This is a genomic window from uncultured Desulfobulbus sp., assembly GCF_963662935.2.
In the GTDB taxonomy this organism is placed as follows: Bacteria; Desulfobacterota; Desulfobulbia; order Desulfobulbales; family Desulfobulbaceae; genus Desulfobulbus.
Map to the genome: position 1 here is coordinate 983,681 of NZ_CAXXTL010000001.1, position 20,397 is coordinate 1,004,077.

The following is a 20,397-nucleotide window of genomic DNA, read 5'->3' on the forward strand; positions in this document are numbered from 1 at the left end:
TTAAACCGGGGTAACGGTGACAAAACTTTCCGCGAGATTGAGGCCGCCTCCGGCCTTGTCCCACTCCTTGAGCTTGCCCTGCATGTACATCTGATCGGCAAGCCCCTTGCCAAAGGATCGTTTCTTGGCAGGTACGTCGGTGCCAAAACCATGGAGCATAAAGACCGCCTCGGGATGAATCAGGTCGGTGACATAGGCGGCAATCTTCCCCTGCTCTTCACCAGCGGTCACCAGCACCTGGTCACCGTCCTTGATGCCCAGCTTTTTGGCAGCTGCGGTGTTGATCCACAGTTTGTTGACATCAAGCAGTTCGCAGAGGATCGGATTGTTTTGATGCTGACCGTGGGCCTGATAGCCGTTCCGGCCAAACAGCAGGCGGAAACTGCCTTCCGGCGGTTGTTCCGGGGCCTCGTAAGGCGGTAAGGAAGGGATGCCCATGGCCTCCCATTTCTGGTTGATGATCTCGATTTTTCCCGATTCAGTGCCGAATTTGAGCTTGTCCCGATCATACCAGATGGCCTGGCTGCTCAGCTTGACAAACCCCTTGGCATCGAAATCGGTGACCGACAGGCCGGTGTCCTGCAACTGGTACTGCCAGATATCCTCAATGGAATTGAAAGGAAAGCAGTCCCCCTTGCCCATCCGTTTGGCCAGGTCGATGTAGATCTCCCAACCGGCCTTGGTGTTGTTTATGGGTTTAACACACTGCTGCCGCCGGCCGAATCCGGGTTTAAGCCCCTTTTCGGTGCGCAGGATATCATCGCGCTCGACAAAGGTATTTTCCGGCAGGATGACATCGGCAAACCAGGCGGTTTCACTGAAATTGACGTCGACGGCCACGATCAGGTCGAGCTTGTCGAGGATCCGCCGCTGCTCATTGGTGTCGGGCAGGGCGATGAAGGGGTTGTGACGGTGGACAAAATAGGCTTTGACCGGATAAGGGCTGCCGGAATCGATCGCCTCGTAGGCAGTCTGGAGCATACCCGCTCCCTTGTCCCACTGGGGATAACGGGTGCCGCAGCCGTCCGCCCGCTCCTCATTGACCGCAGGGACAAGGGCTGCCAGACTTTTCAACCCTGATTTGCCTGCATCCTTGGGTCCCTTGGGATAGAAAAGCCCGCCAGGTTGCTCGATATTGCCCAGGAGCGCATTGAGAATATGGATCATCCGAGAAGCATGAAAGGAATCGCGGTACCGGGCCAGCATCCAGCCGGGATGAATGATCACCTTGGGCCGGTCCTGATTGAGTTCCCGGCAAAAGGTCTCGATTTCGTCGGCACTGATTCCGGTTTCAGCCGCTGCCCACTCGGGGGTGTAGGGTCCGAGGAAGGTTTTGAATTCGGAGAGCCCGTTGATATATTTTTCAGCGAAATCAATGTCATAATAATTGTTGTAAACAAGGCAGTGGGCAATGCCCAACAGCAGGGCATAGTCGGTTCCCGGTTTGATTTGCCAGTAGCGACTGGCCTTACCAGCAGTCACCGAAGCGCGCGGGTCGACATAGGTGACACGAGCTCCGTTCTTGATGCCCTTGAGGAAGTTTTTCACTTCCTTAACCTTGAGGGACTCGGTGATGTTCCGGCCAAACAGGACGATGTGGCTGGCATTCTCGTAATCGTAGGAAAAATCCTTGCGGCCCAGGCCGTACACTGACTTGGATGCGTGATGCACGTTCCGGCCGCAGGTACAGTCGTGGTTGATGTAGTTGGGCGAACCCAGGGACTTGACAAAGGCCTGACGCAGGTCGGCAAAAGGGCCGCCGCGATCGGAAAACATGATGGATCGACCGCCATGCTCAGTGATGATGGTATTGAGGCGGGAGGTGATGTACTCATAGGCTTCTTCCCAGGAGGCTTCCCGCCACTGCCCTTCTCCCCTCAGTCCCATGCGAAGGAGCGGTGCCGTGGGGCGTTGCTTGTCCAGACGCTGAGCAAAGGCGGCGCCGCCTTTGGCGCAGAGACTGCGTCCCATGCCGCCATCATGGCTATTACCTTCAATCCAAATAGGCTTGCCGTCTTCCACCTGCACCGATATCGGACAGCGCACGGCGCACATCCCGCAGATGCTGTATTTGGTCTCTTTCATCGTTTCTTTCCTCAACTTGGATACCGCACCTCAGCCTGCCGAAATCCGCCCCGACAGCCCCCACCCACTTTAATAAATTCGAATGATATAATTCATACAAGTCCCGAAGGTCAATTGTAGCAGCCCTCAGCTCCTGATACCCTTTTCAGGGAAATTACCTTTTCCACCTTCTTTCTATTTAAACGGAGAAACGGAATATTGCACTGTTTCCACGCTCTCCAATCAACGATTGGATGCAAACCCGCCGCTATACGGAACAAAACTTTAAAAGTGATTGGTATATCTACAAAATTCGAAGTCAAAAAGAAAATCTATTTTGCATCAACAAATGATAAATCCAATTGATTATCAGGGGCAACTTTCAGGTATCAAATATGTTCCCAAGGCACAGAAAAATTCTGTGCCAGGTCAGCCCCGAGGTCCCCGAGTCTGAAGAGGTGCCGATTATTGAGACAGGTGTATAAGCAATGAACCAACCTATTTTGCAAGGAGAAGTTCAATGTCAAACCCACCTCATCGTCCACGTCACAGCGCAGAATTTAAGGCCACAGTAGCCCTGGCCGCACTGTCGGAGTCCAAGACTCTGGCTGAACTGGCTACTGAGTACCGGGTTCACCCGACCCAGATCACCCGCTGGAAGCAGGATCTGACCAAGAACGCTTCTGAGCTTTTTGGCAAGGGCAAGAAGAAAGAAGTCAACCATGAGGCCGAAGTGGCCGAGCTCCACCGTCAGATCGGCAAGCTCAAGGTTGAGAACGATTTTTTAGCCAATCTGCCCGGTCTGAACTTGGCCGGGCGCAGAAACAACAGGTGATCGCTATGGGACATCCTGAAGTTTCTGTTCAGCGTTGCTGCCAGCTTTTCGGACTGCCTCGTTCCAACTATTACCGCGGCCTTGGCTTCGGTCTACGTGTTGGTGATTTGGAACTGATGGCCCGGATAGACAAACTCTATATTGAGCACCCCTGGATGGGGAGCCGTTCCTTTGCTGATCACCTCACAACTCCCGAACTCGTGGTGGGAAGAGGTCGTGTCCGTCGCTTAATGCGGGTCATGGGCATCGAGTCTTTAGCTCCCAAGCCGGGCACCAGCAGGCGACAGCCGAAGCATCCGGTCTATCCCTATCTGCTCCGGGGAGTGACCATTGACAGGCCCGATCAGGTGTGGGCGACTGACATCACCTACATCCCTATGGCTCGGGGTTTCATGTACCTGATCGCGATCATGGATTGGGCCACCAGAAAGGTTCTCGCCTGGCGACTATCCAACACTCTGGACACCAGATTTTGCGTTGAGGCTTTGAAAGAGGCTCTCTTTAAATATGGCGCTCCTGAGATATTCAATACTGATCAGGGGTGCCAATTCACCAGCGAAGCGTTCACCTCAGTCCTCAAGGCCTGGAACGTCAAAATCAGCATGGACGGCAAAGGACGATTCAAGGACAATATCTTTATCGAGCGACTTTGGCGCACCCTGAAATACGAAAGGATCTACCTGAAGTCATACGAAACGGGAACTGAGCTTGTCAAGGATCTGACTTCCTGGTTCGGCTGGTATAATGAGAAAAGAAAACATTCGTCACTTGACAAGCAGACTCCAAATGAGGCTTATTCAAAACGAATCGAACAATTGAGCAAGGCAGCCTGAGGCCTGTAACTGTATAATAAAAGCAACATTGCTTATTTCACACCTCAGGATGTCTCACAAACCCCGACCACCTCAGTCATCGACCGGATGACCAAGGAGTCGTCAGGCTAAAATAGAAGGGTAGATATCTCAAAAACAATGCACCTCCCGTCGATATACTTGTCTTTATAAAAACCCTCCGGACAAAAAAAACGGGTAACTGAATTTCTCCAATTACCCGTTTATACTGGCGGAGCCGACGAGACTCGAACTCGCGACCTCCGGCGTGACAGGCCGGTTGATATGCAAAACTATAATGAAAATTCAAGCTATTGAATCACTGGGGACATTCAAAAAGACTCCTCACAATTAGAAAAAGCCCCCCTGTAAGCCCCCTTCCCTAGAGATTCGGATACCCTTAGATGGTACATTATTTTTCCAGGTGTCCGGGATCAATGCGGGATATTTCCAAAATTAAAACCTTCACCTATTCTCCGATAGCCATTCTCATTAAAATGATTAGTAATATAAAAAAGAGTTAACTTCCTTACGCTTGAAAAATCAATAGGTATGAAGGCGACATTCCATTTGTTCCGTGACTACTACAAGAGGTGTCTATATGGATACATTTACAAAGGACGGTCTAAATTATGAATATAATTGGTCTCAGTATGAAAAAAATGATCCAAAGATCTCAGGAATGCCGGATGATACTGAATTTAACAGAAAAGAGGGCCTTGAAGTCCTTTACATCGTAAATTTTCTAACAGATCACTTGGCCTATGGAGTCGATTGCTTTGGAAATAAAGTAGAACAAATGATGCGCGATCAACTACCCAAAGAAATCAAAAATCAGAAAGATACGATTCAATGGATCAAGGATAACTGGAAAAATTATGTGGTAAAATGTGGTGAATAATTTTCTGCCGGTGGTCAAGTGACAGACAAATTCAACTTCAGGGCAGCTTTTTGATACCTGGAATTGAAACCGCGTATCCCCTCCCCATTCAATTGTTTACATCCGGGATACCTTCAAAAGGTAATCCGGCCACTTTTTCTCCGTATAGTTGAAATTTTCGTTGAAATTATTTTGATCATTATGTACAAAATAATTGATAGCTGTCGGAGCGACAGCTCTGCTCTCAAGACAATTTCAAATGAGGAGGCGCCTATGAGAATCGTATTAATTTTGATTTCGTCGTTGCTGTTAAGTTTTAGCGCTTATGCCGCAGATGATGCATCCAACAAGGCTAATTTTGAAAAAGAATGTGCTGCCATGATTGCCCCCGATGGTGCATGTGGTAATGTTGTCGCTGGTGGAGGAGGAAGAAGAGGCTGCGTCAGCAAACCGGAAAATTTCGAGAAAGCAACCCCGGCTTGTAAGGCTGTTATTGAAGAATGGCGCGCGATGCAGAAAAAATAAATTTCTGAATTCTTAGGTTCGAAATTAATTTCGAGCAAAGAAATTAGGCTGAGAAGGGGGCGATTATTTCGCCCCTTTTTTTATGCAAAATCGGACAGCAAACAAGAATCAACATCCTGTGCCAGGGGGCATATTTTAAATATAAGGAGCAAGTTTCGAGGACTTGTCTAGTTTCAAACTACATCTTCGACACATTGATAACACGAGAAAGATTCCTATAGAATTTAGAATCCCTAAACATTTAGCTCATATCGTAGTCTTTTTTAAACTGCGATACTTTTAGTGGATCGACGAACCGCCCCTCAGGTGACTGTGGATGCGGTAATTGTCCTCGATTAAAATGAAATAGTTTCGACTTGACCTGACACCTCACTTGAAAAAATGAGGGTTACCAGTTTTGATAATGGTGCGAACCAACCATCAAAACAAATGGAGGCAACCCTCATGCTGCATGGTAACGAACGAATCGTAAAACACAAGATTGGATTGCTCAATCTGGCGGAAGAACTCTCTAATGTCTCGAGGGCCTGCAAGATCATGGGTCTTTCCCGAGATACCTTCTACCGTTACAAGGCGGCTGTTGGTAACGGTGGCATCGAAGCGCTGATCGATAAAAGCCGTCGCAAGCCCAACATCAAAAACCGTGTCGAGGAGATGACGGAAGCGGCTGTGATTGCCTATGCAGTCGAACAACCTGCTTATGGCCAGGTGCGGGCCAGCAATGAACTGCGCAAGCAGGGTATATTCATCTCTCCAAGCGGGGTGCGTTGTGTCTGGCTGCGTCATCAACTGGGGCGGTTCAAGGATCGCTTGCGAGCACTGGAGAGCAAGGTGGCGAAGGAGGGTTTGATCCTCACCGAGGCACAGGTGCAGGCGCTTGAGAAGAAAAAGGATGATGACCTTGCCTCTGGCGAAATTGAAACTGCACATCCCGGCTATCTGGGCTCCCAGGACACCTTTTATGTCGGCACGCTCAAAGGTGTGGGTCGAATTTACCAGCAGACCTTTGTCGATACCTATTCCAAGGTGGCGTTCGCCAAGCTCTATACCACCAAAACACCGATTACCGCCGCTGATCTGCTCAACGACAGGGTGCTGCCATTCTTTGAAGAACATCAGCTACCAATGTTGCGGATCATGACGGATCGGGGAACGGAATACTGCGGCAAGGTGGAGACGCACGATTATCAGCTCTATCTGGCCGTGAACGATATCGAGCACACAAAGACCAAGGCCCGGTCACCGCAAACCAACGGAATCTGCGAGCGGTTCCATAAAACCATCCTCAATGAATTCTACCAGGTGACTTTTCGCAAAAAACTCTATGCTACAATAGAGGAACTTCAAAAAGATCTCGATGAATGGCTGGGCCGCTACAACACCCAAAGAACCCATCAGGGGAAAATGTGCTGTGGGCGGACTCCACTGGAAACACTTGAGGATGGAATAAAATTTTGGCAGGATAAAAAATTGAATCAAATTTGACCTGACAGACACCAATAAAAAACTGGCAACTGTCAGATTAAGTCCTAACTACTACAATTAAAAGGATCTTCGGGTAATGTCCCGTTGGCACGGAAATATCCCAGCCCCCCCGACCCATCCGGGGCACCTGGGTGGGCCACATTACCGTCTCTGTTAATCCACTGGCGGTTTCTGGCCTCGGCTTCGGGTTTGAAATCCGGATTCCCGGTAGATCCATAGAAATATTTGTCGATATCGATCCACCCTTGTAACGAGTCAGCCGGAAAATTTTGATACTTCTTCCTTTTGATACTGTCGAATGACTTATCTCTGTCAATTGTTGGAAATTTCTTCCCATCTTTCAATGGTGTTGGTGTCACTAATACCTGGTTAGTTTGCCCTCCTTCTATTGTATACCATTGTCCCTCCTTGTAATCATTAGGGTCCAGAGCCTTCATGGCTTGCGTGCAGATACCCATATGTGTACCTTTCCAAATGCAAATATCTCCGCTATCTGGCATTCCCTCACCTGAAGCAACCCAGGCGTGTTCTTTACGATCCGCTACTAGTAGGCTTTTAATGACTGATGTATCGAAATTCACATACTTGTCTGGCAAATTAATTCCATGGCAATACTGAATAACGAACGCATTGCAGCAAGAAAGAAAACTAGGATTCCCTTCAAGATGCGCTTGCCAACTATCCATCAATCTTTTGTGAGTAAGGCCTGTTAGCGATACGAATTCCGGCATAAGAGATGTTATCTGTTCTTTACCAACTTTTGACAGTAGCCAAACCATTGCATCTATACGTTTTTGTGATGTCATAGCATTGCTCCAGAATAAAACTGATAAAAATGCTCCTCAAGGATTTTCCGGGAATAAACCACTTCTACAGTTTTATCATTGACAATTAACCATATGAAATAAAAAGCCGTGAACCCGCGTTCACACTGTGTCATTGGAGCTTCTCGTGTACAAGACACAAGCTAAAGCTATACTTTAGAATACCATTGGTGACCCATTGCATATACTGTCAGCGTTTCTCACCACTCAAGAAACAGAACCTTGTCCCTATCCCCCTCGTTTCTTAAAAGTGGGGCTCAGTTCCGTAAACTGTTCCTATATTTCCAAGTAGTTCAAGTCTCCTGGGGGGACCGCTACATTTACGGTACACCGCCGCGAAGGTCGGTTTAATTTTCTGTCGTTATCGATTTTTCTTTAGGTTGCTGCATGCAGTCTGCTGTTTCCATCTCCAGAAGATAATCAGCAAATTTTCTGTCAATATTTCTTGTGTGATCTTGGAACCATTCTCCAAGGAAGAGAATGACTGCGTCAGCCTCAGCATTTTCATCGACAAGGATTAGCATGTTTTCCTTGGTTGAAAGTTGTCCGATCAATTCAATATGCAAATTTCTATGATGTAAGAAGTCGGGATATTCATATTTTCGCATCATATTTTCTTCGCTTATAAAATGAAATTTTGCGTAGGCATTCAGCTCGTTGATCAAATCCATCCTAAATTGAACATCCTTCGCTTGAAGCAACTCGTTGGCTAGTCGGTTGATTAAGTTAAAAAAGAAGTGATGTTGCAAGTCAATGTCTTCGATTCCGAGTTCATAGCATTCCTTCCATTCTCCAAGATGTTTTGACACGCTACCCCCTTAATTAATAATCTTTAACAAGACATCCTGCTCCCAAGGCTCACCGGGGGAACTAGCTCGATATTACTGAAGTCACAACACACCTTTTGCGGTAGTCGTCAAAAATTCGTTTTAAAGGAGGACAAACTCCCACCAATTCCGCCACCAGAAAATCAGTCTTATTGGCGAAGTATACTGTCACCATCCCATGAATGAGGGGTTAGGTGTCGCTTTTCTTGCCATTGCCTAGCTTCGGCGGGAACCGCCACCAAGCCCAAGCCACAAGCAGCCCGAAGCATGTATAGGCCATGGAGAAAACCCAAACAGGTGCCTCGAAGTACAGAACTCGCTGGACCCAGTGCTCAATGAAGCTGCGTTTGTAACCGAATTGGCCCGCCTGCTCCCGCAACGAGGACTCAAGCTCAGTGAGCGCGCAGTACTGCCCCATCCAGGCCTGCAAGATCACGACGCCGATAGCTGCCAAGTGGGCGACCCGCCACCACGGGTTATTGACCCAAGACCAGCCAGCCCTGCTGCCAAGAAGAATCACCGGGAGACCCAGGACCACGAACAAGACGACTACGAAGTGGAGAAGTAAGATCGTGTCTGCGAGGGCTTGATATGGCAATGGCGTTTCCCATTTCATATACTGTCGCCGTTTCTCCCCGGCATCGGGATTCGAATCCGCGATTAAATGTATATCTTATTGTTATCTAAGAAAAAATAATAACTATGTGATACCGTTTCGATACGGTTCTTTCGCTCAGGATTCGCTTAGCGGTAAACATCTTTTCTGTGTCCGACTTTCACGATGTGGATAAGGAGTTCGTTGTCGTGGATCGAATAGACAATTCGATATTGTCCTTGCCGGACACGATACAGTTCTAATCCGGTAAGTTTTTGACTACCGGTAGGGCGCGGATCGTTTGCAAGCAACTCAATCTTTGACAGGATTTTCTTTAGGTCGGTTTTTGGAATGCTTTTTAATTCCTTGTAAACCGACTCCTTGAAAAGGATTTCAAATCCTGCCATCTTGTTGGAGCCTTTTTACCATTTCCGAAAAACTGATCATCGGTTCGTCAATCCGTTCTTCATAGGCGGCTATATCAGCCGCATCTTCTGCAAGCGCATCTCTAACAGCCTGGTTCACCAAGGCGGAAATCGATTTCGAAGTTTCTATTGATTTTAGCTTCAATGCCTTATGCAACATTGGGTCGAGATAAATTGTGGCTCTTTTTTGTGTGGATTCCATAGTGTCACCTCCAAAGTAACATTAACGCTATAACGTCATAACGTCAAGATCCAGTCGCCACACTTAGAGCGGGAGTTGAATCCGCGTCCACCTCTGAGCTTCTCGCGTACACGACACGAGTTAAAGCTATGCTTTAGAATACTATCGGTGACCCATTACAGATACTGTCCCCGTTTCTCACTCAGAGCGAGGGGCGGACAACGGATGGTTCCGGTTGGCAAAACCATGCACCGAATTATATTCAAAACCGGCGGCTTACGTCTCCGGCTTGAACAGCTCGCGATAGATGAATAGTACCAATAATACGAAAAAACCAAAGCCGCCCCAGATTAGTGGCCTCATATACGAGGGAGGACGAACCTCAATGTGGCAGGACGCCGGAGTGGACGAGGAAAACACCTGATTGAGCTGGGCTGCGGTCACGTGGGCATGTGCCACCGCATCGCCGTCTTCGAACTCGGCAGCAAACACCGATTGGTCGCCCGAGGTCAGATAGAGGAACACCCGAGGGCGACTGCGCCGATAGGTTTTGACCTGCACCGCTGCTGTGGCACTGGTTCCCAGCGGAACCCGCCAGGACTGGGGCCCCTGAGATGTGTCCCTCTGGAGTATACAGGTAATTTGCAGCGCTTTGTCACAGTTGATCGCGTAACCGTGTACTGGACCGAAGTGGATGAGCGCCACTCCGCCCACGACCATCGCGGCAAGCAGACTAACGACGGACCACTTGAGAAGCTGCAGGTGTAATGACGAAGACATAAGATTCCAGAGAAAGCGAAAGTCTCAGGGAGTGTCAGCGCAGACTAACGCAAAGTTCAGCGGGCGTAGCGAAGCTCCATTGGAACATTAAGTTAGGCTTTGTTGCTAATTTTACTGGGGTTCGCAAAGCCTACGCGCTGGCGGAGCCGACAAGACACGAACTCGCGACCTTCGGCGTAACAGGCCGGTTAACGGTGATACTTTGTTAGTTTTTTCAATATGTTGTTGTTTTTAAAACAACCAAAACAACCTTAAGGGAATGCGAAAAGCCCCCAACGAGGCCCCCGGAATCGGTGGAAGTTGAACGCGTTCACGCAGTGTTATTGGAGCTTCTCGCGAGCAAGACACGAACCAAAGAGCTATGTGTTTGAATACCATCGGTGACCCATTATATATACCGTCCCCGTTTCTCCCAATTGTTTATTAATAATTATTTTCTATTAGTATGTTTATATGGTGCAATTCCTTTTCTATATCTGCCAATCTTAGTTGAAGTTCTATTTCATTCATAAAAGAAACATTTCCATGGTCAATATATTGTGATGCTGATCGTATCAGCTTTTGTATTGAATTTTCAAAATTATGAAATTCATTATGAAAATATTTCTTTTGTTTTTTGAGCAAATTGTAATCTATCTTTTCCAGCTTTTCATTTTTATATTGCTTAATAAAAATACTAGATTTATCTTCAAAGCAAAGGTTATTGCATATTGAAATATATTCATTTCGCATTCTCAGCAACTCTATCTTGTACTCTTTGAGAAGAGATAGCATTCGCTGGATATCACTCTTTTGCTTGAAGTTATTATTTTCAAAATCATTCATCTTTTGTTCCAAGTTAATAGTGCAGTTGTTGTGGCAATTAATCTTTTCAGGGATATGGCTTTTTCATTGTTTCCGTATCCGGGACAATTACAACAAAGTGTTTCTCCGCGAGAAGTTGAGAATACCCCTATTGTAAGGCACCCAAATACATTTTCGAATCTGAAATTATATTGGTTTTTTTTAGATTTTATATCATCAATAACTTCTTTATAGATACCTGTGGTATAGTGCTTTTCAACATTACTACAATCAAAATTCCACAAATCTTGTTTTCCAATAAAATTTAATAACCATATTGGCTTATTATCAATTTTTATTGATTCTGATACTTTTTTAAATAATTCAATTTCTACATTTCTTCTTGTTATTAAATATTTTTTTAAAAATTCTTCTTTTGAATCTCCATCTAGATAATCAGATGTCAATCTATAATCAAACTCTCCAATTGAATTGGTACCCGTAAGAACAAACATATATAATACCATTATAATATCCATCTTCTATATCTCGACCAATTTTTTTCCACATTGAATCAAGTCTGTGATCTTGTCCAGGTACGATATCCAAATGAGTTTTTATTTTGATATCGCACATATTTAATATTTCCGAATCTAAACTTTCTGTATACACAGAATGTGTGTCTAGTATTGATTTACTTTTCCCATTGAGAATTACTCCTAGTGTAGTTTTTCCCACTCCTCCTGGTCCAATCACTAAAATCCTATTATTATTTTTAATTATTCTATTTATAATATTTCCTACAGCAGGCCATTGTTTTGCTCGTTCTAATAATTCAATTAATGATTTAATTTCACTAAATATAGGCATAATTCACCATTATATTTTTTTCACTGAAATGTTAATATCTCCCCATGTTTTCACAATCTTTTAAATGTACTACGCCACGCCCCTCCCGTTTTTCCAATCAAAAAAAGGACCATAAAGAGGCCGTCGCCGATGGAGTTCAACGATTGCCAGTAGAGCGATTCATGGAATAAATTTTTTGGAAGTGTTTAAAAAAAATTTGTGTTTGTTTATGATTTTTAATCATCTCCGAAATTAGCAACAGCTCCCAAAAGGGCTCTTTCGGTGACATAATAAGGTATAAATTTAGATAAATAATACTTGAAAGAAATGAAATTTGCGCACATTATCAACATAATCAATATTAATAAAACAATATACTCGATTATTATAAAATCATGAATTCCCCATAATAAACAAATAGCAAAAGAAAGTAGAATTTCAGAAATCATGTGAAAAGATTTAATCTTTTCACGATGCCCACTCAATTCAACAGATATATCCTTTGATATAAAAAAATTTAAACTATTATCTTCTGATTTAATTATATTAATTCTTTCGTATTTTTCTTTTACAATACTGTTGAAATCTAATTTTTTTGTGAAAATTTTAAATAAATATCCTTTTATTTTTAAATAAATATAGTTATTGATAAAAACGAATGCAATGCAAGCAAAAAAATCCATCACTGATATTTCTGAAAATAATCCAGAATCAAAATCAAAAATATAATTAATCTTTATTTTTGAAATTCCAACCAACAATCTATTATCATTTGTGTTTAAAGAATACGAGTAAGTTGAAAGTATGAACAATAAAAATATAAATATTTTATATATTGGAAATTTTGATGTTATATCATTAATATATTTTTCCTGTAATGTTTTTGTGATTTCATCCATTGTTAACCATATCTATAAAATAGATATCCCCAGCTTTTGGGTCGAAAGCGCCATATTCAATAAATGGGCACCCTATAAAATGCATTATTTCATCATCTTCGAAATATGGTATAGCTTTATTTAATTCATTTTTATTTATAAATTTAATATTAGAAGTATGATTTGTCGATGTATTTTTAATTTTACCGTTTAAATTGTTCTTATCTAGAGATATTACTTCTGCTGTATATATGACCGGATGACCTAATGATTTTTTTGATACCGCAGAGTGAAATCTTTTTGCTTCAAATTTATTAAAATTATAACGCTTGCTTGTCTCACCTGTTAAGAGCAACTCAAAGAAACTGTTTCCTGCGCTTTTTGATCGAATTATGGCCAAAATTTGATCAACCTCTCTCACTATTGCCCTGTCTCCATACGTTCTAATAACGTTTGCATCTGGCTCATCAAGCATATGTTCGAAATCAGAGGGTTGAAATTGCCCGGCTCTTACCTGCTCAATCCTCCTAACTAAAGAGTCTTCCAATCTTGTACTTTCAAATAGTCCTTCTTCTAAAGATTGCCCAACGGCTGTCGATATAGCTTCAGATACTCGATCAGTTATTGATTTTGTAAATGGATTGTTAGCTATAAACTCAAGGATATATCCGCCTTCCCTTGAGCTCTGTACAAGGAGCTCAACGTCTGGATAAAATATTTGAGGCATTTTTGCATATTTCCAGAGAGCTCCTCTTCTTTTTTCCAAACATGCTCGATCAAAGCAATTTTGCAAATGCGTTAGCGTTTTCCCTAGAGTTCTTAGAGAAATTTGATGATTGACTACAATATCGCCATCAAAATGAATCATCACGTAAGACATTTTATTTTTTTCTTCCTTCGCTTAATTTTAAAGAAGCTGATGGCGCTAACTGCCTTAGAATTGTTCAACTAACTTGGCAGTATCATAAATTATTATTAAATTTTTTCATAAAACTATCAAAATTAGAGCTATTTACTCCGGCTATCGTTTCCTTCTTGTTAGTTTTTAGGTTCCCCGCACGAAACGGTGCGTAAAACAGCTTAACAAATTTAAAAGCATGAGTTCTTTTAGGTAGATAAAGGCCGGCCAGCCAATAATCTATCTACAGAGGAACTCATGCTTGTTGAACAGATAATCAAACAGACGGTTGATTTGCAAGGTTTTCGAGTACATACGGTCACCAAAGACTCCGATGGAATAATCGCTGAAATTCGTCCTGATGCCCGCCACAGGGTGCGATGCGGGTCATGCGGACATCCTGCCGTCTACCGGGATCGGCGAGAGGTGCGATTCTTTCGCCACGTGCCTCTGTGGAATATACCTGTCTGGGTCAAATATGTACCTCGTCGGGTGTCTTGTTCTCGATGTGGAGGCGTCCGCACGGAGAAACTTCCCTGGGTGACGGGCAAGCAACGCTTTACTCTTGCCTACAGTTGCTACCTGGCCAAGTGGGCCGAGATGCTGCCCTGGTACTCTGTCGCCAAACTGTTCAGTTGTGCCTGGGGTACGGTTGCCACAGCAGTCAAAAGCGTAGTGAAATATGGCATGGAGCATCGCGATCTCAGCGGCATTACGCATATTGGTATTGATGAGATTTCGCGGAAAAAAGGTCATGTCTACCTCACCAATGTGTACGATCTCCGCTCAAAAACCTTGATCTGGAGCGGGGTTGAAAGAACCAAAGATACCTTGCGCAGCTTTTTCAACTACCTCGGGCCAGAGCGGACAAACAAACTCCAGGGCATCTGTTGCGATATGTGGAAGCCCTATGTCGAGGTGATCAAGGAATGTGCTCCGCAGGCAACTCTTGTTTTTGATAAATTTCATATCGTTCGCCACCTGATGGAAGCGGTTGATCAAGTCCGGCGAGATGAGATCCGAGAAAAAGGAAAGGAACACAAGGAGCTCATGAAGGACAGCCGGTATATCTGGCTTAAGAATCCTTGGAACCTTACGCCGAAGCAAAGGATCAGACTCAGCAGCCTTGAGCATATGAATCTGAAGATCAACAGGGCCTATCTCCTCAAAGAGCGCTTTCGAGATTTATGGTCCTATAAGACAAAAACCTGGGCCAGGAAGCACTTGAAGCAGTGGTTTTGGTGGGCAACGCATTCTCGCCTGGAACCCTTACGCGAGTTTGCCTGGATGGTCCGACGCCATGAAGAAAACATCCTGACCTGGTTCCACATGCCCATCAGCAACGGCACTGTCGAAGGGCTCAACAATAAAGCCAAAGTCGTCAGCCACAAGGCCTATGGGTTCAGAACAGCTGACCTCTTTATCTGCAACCTCTACCACTGTATGGGCAACTTACCGGCCATACCGCTCATGCACCGTTTCATGTGAGGAACCAGTTTTTAGTGTCCCTTTTGGTTAATCGTGTCCTTTAATTTCCAAGCGCCCCCTGAGGTTATATATTCAGAATCACTCGGGTGAATTGCGACAATTTGGCCCGAAAACTTCATTTATTGCATGACGAAATTAACCGCACAGGACACTAGTCTTCTTTCGAGATATTTTTTGTTTGCTGTTACCGCTTCCAGTTGAGCAGTTTTTATCTGTTCGTGCTTGATTGCCTCTTGCCTCTTGCCTCAAGAGGATTGTTGATCCAGCGAGAGCTGACGCGCACATTATGATAGTGGCCCATTTTTTCAAAAGATCAAAATTGTATTTCTATTTTATATTCTGGTAAGCTCTTTTTCCGTATTTCGGGCCATAGAAATTTCCCATAATACTTTACTTCCTCATCGTAATTATAGATGTAACTTACTATTTATTTGTTCTTATTTGCATCTATGCTACTTTGGATGATGGAAAATGCTCGCCACTATCCAACCCGGTTTCTTTTCTTATTTTCCATTCCTCATAATCGAAGAACGCCCTTATCATTTGCTGCTGAAATAAAACCCTAAAATCAGCACTCTTGTGCTTCTCTTCTTCGTTTAGCCATTCATTTACTTCGACAAGCAGAGGGTTGATTTCAGCCCCTTCGTTTATTCTTTTCGGTCCTTCTCCCGTCATAACCCATCTTGTTAATAATCCGAAGTTCTTCTCGATTTCATATGCCCAGTTTGCCGGGAAATTATCTTTTGCTTTTGCCGCGCTAATTGTCGATTGATCTTTTTTAATGATTTTAGCTAGTTGACGCAAGCTTCCAACGCTAGTTTCACTCTTTATTCTGTCGAAAATTGCATCAAAAACCGGGCTGATGGATTTATTCATCATTTTTTCCTTGACCGATGGGAATATTCAACATATAAAGATTCAAATGATGGAAAATTCAATCACCTGATTACACCATAAGATTATTCAACGCGAACCAAAACCAAGACACCCAATGACCCCAAACGACTGCCTAACCCTTTTCGGCCTCTTCATCGTCTTCCTTGGTCTTGGCCTGCTTATCTATGCCTGCCTGTTCAGGATTTACCTAGGGTTGCACTTGCAACTCTTTCCCAAGCTCAACGAACAATTCGAACGAATGCTCAAACGCATGGACTCAAAATGATCATCGCAATCACCGGCATACCAGGAAAAGGCATGAGCTACGAACCCCTAGCACCCACATCTCTGCACCTTCAAGAGACATCCAATTCCAAGGGCTACAACAACGTTGAACTGACAGCCGAACGACTCCTCGCCTCGCCAGAATACACCATGATTGAATCCAAATTCCGCGCCACTGACCGCAACCTCACCATCCGACTGCGCAACCATGAAAACAAGCGGCCCTGAACTCGGTGACATCTCCGACATGCTGTGCAGCACCTGCGGCAGGCCATTCGAAGTCACGATTACCCAAACACCGGAAGGCGAACACGAGACCTATCTCCAGTGCTGGACCTGCTTCTGCAGCATCAAACTGCAACGACATGAACCCCGGCGAGAAAGTGCCACAGTCCACTAAGGTATAAACGAACAACTCACCAAAATCCAAAGAAAAAGAAGGAGAAACAAACCATGTCACCAGAAAAAACAGCCGACAAAAATACCGCAAAACCAGGAACCCTCTGGCTCTCGGGCCGTATCAAGGAGTCACAACAGGTGGGCACCGATAAGGATAATTTCCCGATCATCGAAACCATCTTCACCACTCCGGCCCCGGACCCTCATTCCCATCCGATCAAATACTGCATCATGTCTAAGTCCAAACTCGGGATGCCGAACGAGGATCTGTCCATTGAAGTCGAGGTCCAGTGCCGCCCGTGGAAGGATAACAAAGGCCGCTGGCACTATCCCCATTACCTGTGGGCGGTCTGATGACCAGACGTGCCCAATGTTCGAACCCATGGAGAGCCGACCGGCTTCCGGCGTCTGCCGGTGCCGGGCGGAACTCCATGGAAGGCCATTGCCCCGCCGCTCATTGCGGAGCCTCCGGGCAGATGGATGAACCAAGCACCTCTTTTTCCCTGACGTATAGCGAAAGAGGGGAGCGCCTGTGCCGGTGCGTCGCTGCCGGAATAATCACCAGGGAGCAGGCCCAAGAGATCGGCAATTACCTGTTCCCCGTACTGAGCGACTGAATACAAAAAATGAGCGGGTTTTGGGGTGCTCGCTCTTGTTGTCAATCACCCCTTGGGAGGCACTGATAATGACTTGGACACCGATTATCAGTTCCACATTTTTTGATGGTGTAAGGGCAGATATGCTCGTCTCGGTAGGCGGTATTCTTGGCCTTGCGCTTATCATTTTCGGCCTTGCCATGCTGATGAGGGTCATCCGCTAAACAAGGTCAAACCGCAAGCATAAGGAGAAAACCATGCAAGCACTTTTCGACGCAGTCAACATCACCGGAGTTACCACCAACGTTTCCACCCTGCTGATCGGCTTTATCGGCATCGGCCTGCTCTTCCTCGGCTATGCCTATGTGAAGCGCACCATGCACGCTGGTAAAGGCGCCTGATCAACCCGGGGAGGGGTTTCCCCTCCCCATTTTCCTGGACTAAAACCATGCCGCAAGTCGATCCCATGTCCTATCTGATTGAAGCTGTCGGTCGCTTGACGGGCGGCTTGATCACGGATCTGCAGACCTTGTTTCTCGGCATGGTGGTCTGCTCGTTCATCCTCATGGCCTTGGATCTGCTCAAGGATGTCTTGCTTTCTCCGGTGGCTTCCTCTCAACGGGCTCGGGAAATCTACCACGATATCCGGTTCAAATCTCTGCCCGCCGCTCCGACTGTCTACAACAGCCCCGTATCCGAACGCCAGGATATCGAAATCTCACCTTTGCGCCAGTATGAGCTTGATCTGGCCTATCGCGGCGCGGACAGCCTGCCGGAAAGCGAAATCTCCATCTATGACCAGAAACAAAACACCTGGGAACGGGACGGGGTGGAACTGTCCGAGGATCGTTACCAGGAACTTGATAACGCCATGAGGCGCTGACATGACACTTAATCTTACCGCCTACGGTATGGGGCTTGGCCTGGTGCTGATCGGCTGGATCGCTGGCCTCGTGGTTAGCTACGTGTTTTCGCTTATTCGCGGCGTGGGGAACCTGGGATGACCGCCGCCGAACTCACCACCATCCTGGAGAATATCACCCTGCAGCTCGGGGATATCATGTCGTTTGGCCTGGGGGCGCTCTGCGCCATCGCCTTTGTGATTGCCGCGCATACGAGGTGGGACCAATGATCCAGCTGCCTGAAGGCTTTGATGCCGCTGCCCTGTTCTCCGAGTTGTTGCAACTGGCCGCACCCTTTGCCGGGATCGCCTTGCTGATTGCCTGCGGCTTCCTGATCAACCGAATGCTCAAGAAGGCACCACAATGAACCAGATTCCGTCTTTCCCCCTGATCCGGCGCTGGGCCTTACTGATCGCCTTTATCGGCCTCTGTTTCCTCATCGGCCTTTTGAAAAGGATACTGCTATGAAACTCCTGCTCTTCTACGCCCTCGGCGTCTACCTGATTTTTTTTATTACCGGCACTCACCTCAACAACGCTCACGGCGGCGGCCTGCCGGCGCAAACCAACGGCTTTCCTACCATCCGGAGCACAGAATACCCCAAGCATATTGAACCGGCCAAATCCTGCGGCGAATACCTGAGCGTTTGCGAGAAGTCCTGCAGCAACCGGGGCGACCTGTTCCGCTTCCTCTGCCTGGGTCAAGGGTTCAACCCCGAGTCGCAACGTTACCGCTGCCAGTGCGGCGATGATGCGTTTGGGCAACAGGTGGTGAAGGCAGCAGACCGCAACACCGAGAAGCGGGAGCCGGGGAAATGAAACGGTTCATCCTGCTCTTTATCATTTGTTCGCTTGTCATGCTTCCGGCTCGGTCCCATGCAGGTACTGCCCTCGCCATTGTTGGCGCTGCTGCTGTCGGTGCCTCTATGCTTGCCGCTTCTACCGGTCAATATTATGTCAAAACTGGTCAGATGCCGGAATATGTTTCCGCCACTGCTGGCGCGGTTGCTTCTGCCGCCGATAAACTTTTTCAGCCGTCATATCTAGCCGTTGGCCCTATGGCTCTTGTGACTGCTGCTTCTTTCCCTTCAATATCTTCCAGTTATCTTGGCAAAAATGCTTCTCTTGGGATTTCTGTTGGTGATCTGATTGATTATGTTCGTGGTAATCCAGGTGCTGCACCTGCTTTGCAAGACGCTGTCGAAGCTAATACTGGCCCTTCTATCTACCCATCAACTCAGTTTCATGTTGATGCTGTTATTGAATTGAGCAATCAGTCTTTCCGCCTTGCCACTACTTTTGTTGGTACTGGTTTTAAAGAATCCCTATCTGGAATGGCTGCTTTTACAGGGCACCCTGTTATTAACGGTTCAGACGGCTATTATTACGCATATACTTCAACGCAACTTTACCGCATTGGTCCTTGGTGGGCTGATAATCGCTTTTATGTTGACGTCTGTAACCTTGTAACAACTACAGCCGAGCCCACTATTTTACCTGAAGCTGGTGCGGTTGATTATGCCAATCTTAAAAATAACGTACTAGCCGCCCCGACTCCAGCTATTGCATCTGGTGTTCAAGCTGCTATTCGAGCCGCTTCTATAAACGACGTCACCACCGCTGAAGAGGCTCCACCTGTTGCCGTTTCCGCTACCACTACTCCGAAAATCACGCAGGCCGAAATTAACGACCTCTTAGCCCAGAACACCGCCGCCGTGGCTAACGCTGCCGCTGTTGCCGCTCAAGCTGTTGCTGCTGCTAATCCCACCGATGCAGCCGCCCAGATTGCTGCCCAACAAGCCGCCGTTACTGCTGCCCAAGCTGCCGCCGCCGCTGCCGATGCTGCTCAAAATCCAGCCGAAGAAACAGAAGTGCCACAAGCTGAAACGTTTCCCGCCGTAACTTCCGCCGCTTTTGAAGATGCTTACGATCCCGGCAACTTTGACATTCCGGAACGGTTCACCTCGTTCCTCAACACCGTTAAATCCTCGGGCCTCTTCTCGTTCTCTTCCAGCTTCTTCAACTCCCTGCCCGGTGGCGGTTCCCCGGTCTACGAAATCGAAGCCGGACAGTACGGCCACCATACCATCGACCTGAGTCAAACCCTTTCCACTGGCCTGGCTGTTCTTAAGACCATCCTTCTGGCCTGCTTCGGCTTCCTGTCGATCCGGGCCGTGATCATGAAGAGGTAGA

The 20,397-nt window shown here is 46.2% G+C and carries 30 protein-coding genes; 18 read left to right on the top strand and 12 right to left on the bottom strand.

All coding sequences use genetic code 11. The features are described from left to right. Positions 1-2,085: a molybdopterin-dependent oxidoreductase gene (locus ACHZCX_RS04220; RefSeq protein ID WP_319585978.1), complete on the bottom strand. Its 2,085-nt coding sequence runs from the start codon at positions 2,083-2,085 to the stop codon at positions 1-3. A 499-nt stretch (positions 2,086-2,584) separates the two neighbouring features. Between ACHZCX_RS04220 and ACHZCX_RS04225 the strand changes: the two genes are divergently transcribed. The 4 genes from ACHZCX_RS04225 (at position 2,585) to ACHZCX_RS04240 (ending at position 6,619) form a co-directional block, all read left to right on the top strand. Continuing rightward, positions 2,585-3,732 (top strand): IS3 family transposase gene (locus ACHZCX_RS04225; protein WP_319585211.1). Its coding sequence is split into 2 segments (ribosomal slippage): positions 2,585-2,843 and positions 2,843-3,732, totalling 1,149 coding nucleotides; the frame shifts between segments, so codons are not numbered across the junction. A gap of 598 nt (positions 3,733-4,330) precedes the next feature. Next, positions 4,331-4,630, top strand: coding sequence for a hypothetical protein (locus ACHZCX_RS04230; protein ID WP_319585979.1), 300 nt, complete (start codon positions 4,331-4,333; stop codon positions 4,628-4,630). A 252-nt stretch (positions 4,631-4,882) separates the two neighbouring features. Beyond that, entirely contained in the window at positions 4,883-5,134 is a 252-nt protein-coding gene (locus ACHZCX_RS04235; protein WP_319585980.1) for a hypothetical protein, read from the top strand. Positions 5,135-5,578: 444 nt separating this feature from the next. After that, a complete protein-coding gene (locus ACHZCX_RS04240) occupies positions 5,579-6,619 on the top strand; it encodes an IS481 family transposase (protein ID WP_319585981.1) in 1,041 nt (346 codons plus the stop codon). 44 nt (positions 6,620-6,663) lie between these two features. On the opposite strand, the gene ACHZCX_RS04245 is transcribed toward ACHZCX_RS04240, so the two are convergent. From ACHZCX_RS04245 to ACHZCX_RS04265, 5 genes are all read right to left on the bottom strand, one after another. Beyond that, the gene (locus ACHZCX_RS04245) at positions 6,664-7,425 is read right to left on the bottom strand and encodes a hypothetical protein (RefSeq protein ID WP_319585982.1); all 762 of its coding nucleotides are present in this window, start codon (positions 7,423-7,425) and stop codon (positions 6,664-6,666) included. 365 nt (positions 7,426-7,790) lie between these two features. Next, positions 7,791-8,252: a hemerythrin family protein gene (locus tag ACHZCX_RS04250; protein ID WP_319585983.1), complete on the bottom strand. Its 462-nt coding sequence runs from the start codon at positions 8,250-8,252 to the stop codon at positions 7,791-7,793. A 208-nt stretch (positions 8,253-8,460) separates the two neighbouring features. Next, positions 8,461-8,886: a DUF2784 domain-containing protein gene (locus tag ACHZCX_RS04255; protein ID WP_319585984.1), complete on the bottom strand. Its 426-nt coding sequence runs from the start codon at positions 8,884-8,886 to the stop codon at positions 8,461-8,463. 128 nt (positions 8,887-9,014) lie between these two features. Then, positions 9,015-9,272, bottom strand: a complete 258-nt coding sequence (locus ACHZCX_RS04260; protein ID WP_319585985.1) for a type II toxin-antitoxin system RelE/ParE family toxin — start codon at positions 9,270-9,272, stop codon at positions 9,015-9,017. After that, the gene (locus tag ACHZCX_RS04265) at positions 9,259-9,492 is read right to left on the bottom strand and encodes a hypothetical protein (protein ID WP_319585986.1); all 234 of its coding nucleotides are present in this window, start codon (positions 9,490-9,492) and stop codon (positions 9,259-9,261) included. The genes ACHZCX_RS04260 and ACHZCX_RS04265 overlap by 14 nt, the downstream gene beginning before the upstream one ends. Positions 9,493-9,858: 366 nt before the next feature. Between ACHZCX_RS04265 and ACHZCX_RS04270 the strand changes: the two genes are divergently transcribed. Then, positions 9,859-10,239, top strand: a complete 381-nt coding sequence (locus ACHZCX_RS04270; protein ID WP_319585987.1) for a hypothetical protein — start codon at positions 9,859-9,861, stop codon at positions 10,237-10,239. 435 nt (positions 10,240-10,674) lie between these two features. Here the strand turns inward: ACHZCX_RS04270 and ACHZCX_RS04275 are convergent, their stop codons facing one another. The 5 genes from ACHZCX_RS04275 to ACHZCX_RS04295 all read right to left on the bottom strand — a co-directional run bounded on the left by ACHZCX_RS04275 (position 10,675) and on the right by ACHZCX_RS04295 (position 13,527). After that, the gene (locus tag ACHZCX_RS04275) at positions 10,675-11,076 is read right to left on the bottom strand and encodes a hypothetical protein (RefSeq protein ID WP_319585988.1); all 402 of its coding nucleotides are present in this window, start codon (positions 11,074-11,076) and stop codon (positions 10,675-10,677) included. Continuing rightward, positions 11,073-11,573: a hypothetical protein gene (locus tag ACHZCX_RS04280; protein ID WP_319585989.1), complete on the bottom strand. Its 501-nt coding sequence runs from the start codon at positions 11,571-11,573 to the stop codon at positions 11,073-11,075. The genes ACHZCX_RS04275 and ACHZCX_RS04280 overlap by 4 nt, the downstream gene beginning before the upstream one ends. Further along, positions 11,509-11,904 carry a hypothetical protein gene (locus ACHZCX_RS04285; protein ID WP_319585990.1) on the bottom strand — a complete coding sequence of 132 codons (396 nt, stop codon included), beginning with the start codon at positions 11,902-11,904 and terminating at the stop codon, positions 11,509-11,511. The genes ACHZCX_RS04280 and ACHZCX_RS04285 overlap by 65 nt, the downstream gene beginning before the upstream one ends. A 215-nt stretch (positions 11,905-12,119) precedes the next feature. Beyond that, positions 12,120-12,782 (bottom strand): hypothetical protein, encoded by a 663-nt coding sequence (locus ACHZCX_RS04290; protein ID WP_319585991.1) that lies wholly within the window; start codon positions 12,780-12,782, stop codon positions 12,120-12,122. Beyond that, positions 12,775-13,527: a hypothetical protein gene (locus tag ACHZCX_RS04295; protein WP_319585992.1), complete on the bottom strand. Its 753-nt coding sequence runs from the start codon at positions 13,525-13,527 to the stop codon at positions 12,775-12,777. Before ACHZCX_RS04295 ends, ACHZCX_RS04290 begins: the two co-directional genes overlap by 8 nt. 390 nt (positions 13,528-13,917) lie before the next feature. Between ACHZCX_RS04295 and ACHZCX_RS04300 the strand changes: the two genes are divergently transcribed. Continuing rightward, the gene (locus tag ACHZCX_RS04300; RefSeq protein ID WP_319585207.1) at positions 13,918-15,147 is read left to right on the top strand and encodes an ISL3 family transposase; all 1,230 of its coding nucleotides are present in this window, start codon (positions 13,918-13,920) and stop codon (positions 15,145-15,147) included. 447 nt (positions 15,148-15,594) lie between these two features. Here ACHZCX_RS04300 and ACHZCX_RS04305 read toward each other — a convergent pair whose 3' ends face one another. Beyond that, positions 15,595-16,026: a helix-turn-helix domain-containing protein gene (locus ACHZCX_RS04305; RefSeq protein WP_319585993.1), complete on the bottom strand. Its 432-nt coding sequence runs from the start codon at positions 16,024-16,026 to the stop codon at positions 15,595-15,597. A 112-nt stretch (positions 16,027-16,138) separates the two neighbouring features. On the opposite strand from ACHZCX_RS04305, the gene ACHZCX_RS04310 reads away from it, so the two are divergent. The 12 genes from ACHZCX_RS04310 (at position 16,139) to ACHZCX_RS04365 (ending at position 20,396) form a co-directional block, all read left to right on the top strand. Beyond that, positions 16,139-16,309, top strand: coding sequence for a hypothetical protein (locus tag ACHZCX_RS04310; RefSeq protein ID WP_319585994.1), 171 nt, complete (start codon positions 16,139-16,141; stop codon positions 16,307-16,309). 32 nt (positions 16,310-16,341) lie between these two features. Further along, positions 16,342-16,536, top strand: a complete 195-nt coding sequence (locus tag ACHZCX_RS04315) for a hypothetical protein (RefSeq protein ID WP_319585995.1) — start codon at positions 16,342-16,344, stop codon at positions 16,534-16,536. Then, positions 16,517-16,708 carry a hypothetical protein gene (locus tag ACHZCX_RS04320; protein WP_319585996.1) on the top strand — a complete coding sequence of 64 codons (192 nt, stop codon included), beginning with the start codon at positions 16,517-16,519 and terminating at the stop codon, positions 16,706-16,708. Before ACHZCX_RS04315 ends, ACHZCX_RS04320 begins: the two co-directional genes overlap by 20 nt. Positions 16,709-16,761: 53 nt before the next feature. Beyond that, complete coding sequence (locus ACHZCX_RS04325; protein WP_319585997.1) at positions 16,762-17,061, top strand: hypothetical protein; 300 nt, start codon at positions 16,762-16,764, stop codon at positions 17,059-17,061. Positions 17,062-17,183: 122 nt separating this feature from the next. After that, on the top strand, positions 17,184-17,324 hold the full coding sequence (locus ACHZCX_RS04330; protein ID WP_319585998.1) for a hypothetical protein: 141 nt from the start codon (positions 17,184-17,186) through the stop codon (positions 17,322-17,324). A 68-nt stretch (positions 17,325-17,392) separates the two neighbouring features. After that, a complete protein-coding gene (locus ACHZCX_RS04335; RefSeq protein WP_319585999.1) occupies positions 17,393-17,527 on the top strand; it encodes a hypothetical protein in 135 nt (44 codons plus the stop codon). Between the two features lie 33 nt (positions 17,528-17,560). Then, positions 17,561-17,704, top strand: a complete 144-nt coding sequence (locus ACHZCX_RS04340) for a hypothetical protein (RefSeq protein WP_319586000.1) — start codon at positions 17,561-17,563, stop codon at positions 17,702-17,704. 47 nt (positions 17,705-17,751) lie between these two features. Next, on the top strand, positions 17,752-18,186 hold the full coding sequence (locus ACHZCX_RS04345; protein WP_319586001.1) for a hypothetical protein: 435 nt from the start codon (positions 17,752-17,754) through the stop codon (positions 18,184-18,186). Positions 18,187-18,303: 117 nt separating this feature from the next. Then, positions 18,304-18,435, top strand: a complete 132-nt coding sequence (locus ACHZCX_RS04350) for a hypothetical protein (protein WP_319586002.1) — start codon at positions 18,304-18,306, stop codon at positions 18,433-18,435. Further along, positions 18,432-18,572 (top strand): hypothetical protein, encoded by a 141-nt coding sequence (locus tag ACHZCX_RS04355; protein ID WP_319586003.1) that lies wholly within the window; start codon positions 18,432-18,434, stop codon positions 18,570-18,572. Before ACHZCX_RS04350 ends, ACHZCX_RS04355 begins: the two co-directional genes overlap by 4 nt. Positions 18,573-18,669: 97 nt before the next feature. Next, complete coding sequence (locus tag ACHZCX_RS04360) at positions 18,670-19,023, top strand: hypothetical protein (protein WP_319586004.1); 354 nt, start codon at positions 18,670-18,672, stop codon at positions 19,021-19,023. Then, positions 19,020-20,396 (top strand): hypothetical protein, encoded by a 1,377-nt coding sequence (locus ACHZCX_RS04365; RefSeq protein ID WP_319586005.1) that lies wholly within the window; start codon positions 19,020-19,022, stop codon positions 20,394-20,396. The genes ACHZCX_RS04360 and ACHZCX_RS04365 overlap by 4 nt, the downstream gene beginning before the upstream one ends. Position 20,397 lies beyond the last annotated feature (1 nt).

What these genes read in the sequence shown, in the direction of transcription:
- ACHZCX_RS04260 (WP_319585985.1), bottom strand. Translation starts at nt 9,272, where the DNA reads ATGGCAGGATTTGAAATCCTTTTCAAGGAGTCGGTTTACAAGGAATTA.
- ACHZCX_RS04360 (WP_319586004.1), top strand. Translation starts at nt 18,670, where the DNA reads ATGAAACTCCTGCTCTTCTACGCCCTCGGCGTCTACCTGATTTTTTTT.
- ACHZCX_RS04255 (WP_319585984.1), bottom strand. Translation starts at nt 8,886, where the DNA reads ATGAAATGGGAAACGCCATTGCCATATCAAGCCCTCGCAGACACGATC.
- ACHZCX_RS04320 (WP_319585996.1), top strand. Translation starts at nt 16,517, where the DNA reads ATGAAAACAAGCGGCCCTGAACTCGGTGACATCTCCGACATGCTGTGC.
- ACHZCX_RS04275 (WP_319585988.1), bottom strand. Translation starts at nt 11,076, where the DNA reads ATGAATGATTTTGAAAATAATAACTTCAAGCAAAAGAGTGATATCCAG.
- ACHZCX_RS04220 (WP_319585978.1), bottom strand. Translation starts at nt 2,085, where the DNA reads ATGAAAGAGACCAAATACAGCATCTGCGGGATGTGCGCCGTGCGCTGT.
- ACHZCX_RS04335 (WP_319585999.1), top strand. Translation starts at nt 17,393, where the DNA reads ATGACTTGGACACCGATTATCAGTTCCACATTTTTTGATGGTGTAAGG.
- ACHZCX_RS04305 (WP_319585993.1), bottom strand. Translation starts at nt 16,026, where the DNA reads ATGATGAATAAATCCATCAGCCCGGTTTTTGATGCAATTTTCGACAGA.
- ACHZCX_RS04230 (WP_319585979.1), top strand. Translation starts at nt 4,331, where the DNA reads ATGGATACATTTACAAAGGACGGTCTAAATTATGAATATAATTGGTCT.
- ACHZCX_RS04245 (WP_319585982.1), bottom strand. Translation starts at nt 7,425, where the DNA reads ATGACATCACAAAAACGTATAGATGCAATGGTTTGGCTACTGTCAAAA.
- ACHZCX_RS04285 (WP_319585990.1), bottom strand. Translation starts at nt 11,904, where the DNA reads ATGCCTATATTTAGTGAAATTAAATCATTAATTGAATTATTAGAACGA.
- ACHZCX_RS04290 (WP_319585991.1), bottom strand. Translation starts at nt 12,782, where the DNA reads ATGGATGAAATCACAAAAACATTACAGGAAAAATATATTAATGATATA.
- ACHZCX_RS04345 (WP_319586001.1), top strand. Translation starts at nt 17,752, where the DNA reads ATGCCGCAAGTCGATCCCATGTCCTATCTGATTGAAGCTGTCGGTCGC.
- ACHZCX_RS04315 (WP_319585995.1), top strand. Translation starts at nt 16,342, where the DNA reads ATGAGCTACGAACCCCTAGCACCCACATCTCTGCACCTTCAAGAGACA.
- ACHZCX_RS04325 (WP_319585997.1), top strand. Translation starts at nt 16,762, where the DNA reads ATGTCACCAGAAAAAACAGCCGACAAAAATACCGCAAAACCAGGAACC.
- ACHZCX_RS04330 (WP_319585998.1), top strand. Translation starts at nt 17,184, where the DNA reads ATGGATGAACCAAGCACCTCTTTTTCCCTGACGTATAGCGAAAGAGGG.
- ACHZCX_RS04365 (WP_319586005.1), top strand. Translation starts at nt 19,020, where the DNA reads ATGAAACGGTTCATCCTGCTCTTTATCATTTGTTCGCTTGTCATGCTT.
- ACHZCX_RS04300 (WP_319585207.1), top strand. Translation starts at nt 13,918, where the DNA reads ATGCTTGTTGAACAGATAATCAAACAGACGGTTGATTTGCAAGGTTTT.
- ACHZCX_RS04265 (WP_319585986.1), bottom strand. Translation starts at nt 9,492, where the DNA reads ATGGAATCCACACAAAAAAGAGCCACAATTTATCTCGACCCAATGTTG.
- ACHZCX_RS04350 (WP_319586002.1), top strand. Translation starts at nt 18,304, where the DNA reads ATGACCGCCGCCGAACTCACCACCATCCTGGAGAATATCACCCTGCAG.
- ACHZCX_RS04355 (WP_319586003.1), top strand. Translation starts at nt 18,432, where the DNA reads ATGATCCAGCTGCCTGAAGGCTTTGATGCCGCTGCCCTGTTCTCCGAG.
- ACHZCX_RS04235 (WP_319585980.1), top strand. Translation starts at nt 4,883, where the DNA reads ATGAGAATCGTATTAATTTTGATTTCGTCGTTGCTGTTAAGTTTTAGC.
- ACHZCX_RS04240 (WP_319585981.1), top strand. Translation starts at nt 5,579, where the DNA reads ATGCTGCATGGTAACGAACGAATCGTAAAACACAAGATTGGATTGCTC.
- ACHZCX_RS04310 (WP_319585994.1), top strand. Translation starts at nt 16,139, where the DNA reads ATGACCCCAAACGACTGCCTAACCCTTTTCGGCCTCTTCATCGTCTTC.
- ACHZCX_RS04340 (WP_319586000.1), top strand. Translation starts at nt 17,561, where the DNA reads ATGCAAGCACTTTTCGACGCAGTCAACATCACCGGAGTTACCACCAAC.
- ACHZCX_RS04280 (WP_319585989.1), bottom strand. Translation starts at nt 11,573, where the DNA reads ATGGATATTATAATGGTATTATATATGTTTGTTCTTACGGGTACCAAT.